Below are 886 nucleotides of genomic sequence, written 5' to 3'. Positions count from 1 at the left end.
CGTATACCACCCGATAGACAGCTGATCGGAGGAATGTAACGTCGGGTCCGATACCGCCACCACGGGAACGCCCGTCTGACGAGCCAGAGTCGTCCCCGAGAAAAAGGGAGGAGCAGTCCCGTCCCTCTGAACCGCGCCGGAGAAGAAAACAGGCAGGGACCGCGAACCCTCCATCGCCATCAGCCCACCTCTGATGAGCACGTCGAAGTGTCCACCCTCGAACCTGATCGCATGTATCCCGTCTACCCAAGCGGACTCTTCGACGAAAAGCCCTACCGAGTCCCACCTGAACACGGGATCACGGAAGCGGTCGTAGCTCGATGCTGTCATGTGGTCATCGTAAGACGAATCTACTTCTCGTCCACCCCGTTTCGCGCGAGATTGTCGACACCGGCTGCAACGGTACGGCGCAACCCGATCACGATGCACCCCACCCTGCGATATTCGCTTAAGGTTGAGTATGACTCTCAGACACATCTCGCGCTGGACCGACTCCAGTAGCCAGCGATGCGCCGCGGACGTAAATCGATCGGGATTCGACATCACCCTGCCGAATCGCGCTCGCCTTCGTCTCGACGAGCAATATTTTCCCGTCGACTGGAGCCCTCAGTTCCCGTCGGACAACGCGTCCACAAGGCTGTGGCACAGGTCCCTCACATACCTGCCCGCGCTCTCCGAGCTTCCCGGCGGATGGCCGATGATCACCCGTATCCTCGAGGACTTCTCCGGCTTCATCTCTGGTTCCGGGGGCACAGTCCGCGTTCCGTCCATGGATCACGCACTTGCCGTCCAGATCCGAGTCTGTCACGACCTTCTAGAGCGTTCGGACTTCGAAGGTCTCCCAAACAGTGACGTGATGTCACTGGTGACGGACCTTCTTCCGCAT

The 886-nt window shown here is 59.6% G+C and carries 2 protein-coding genes; one reads left to right on the top strand and one right to left on the bottom strand.

The features are described 5' to 3' along the window. The coding region (locus ACT3SQ_RS19280) for a hypothetical protein (protein ID WP_444601625.1) at positions 1 to 330 on the bottom strand (330 nt) is incomplete at its 3' end. Positions 331 to 697: 367 nt separating this feature from the next. Between ACT3SQ_RS19280 and ACT3SQ_RS19275 the strand changes: the two genes are divergently transcribed. Then, positions 698 to 886 (top strand): hypothetical protein (locus tag ACT3SQ_RS19275; protein WP_444601624.1); only part of this gene is annotated, 189 nt, incomplete at its 3' end.

This window comes from Brachybacterium sp. AOP42-C2-15, assembly GCF_052377065.1.
GTDB lineage: Bacteria > Actinomycetota > Actinomycetes > Actinomycetales > Dermabacteraceae > Brachybacterium.
The sequence above is the reverse complement of the archived record's forward strand: the minus strand, read 5'-3'. Positions and strand labels throughout refer to the sequence as shown.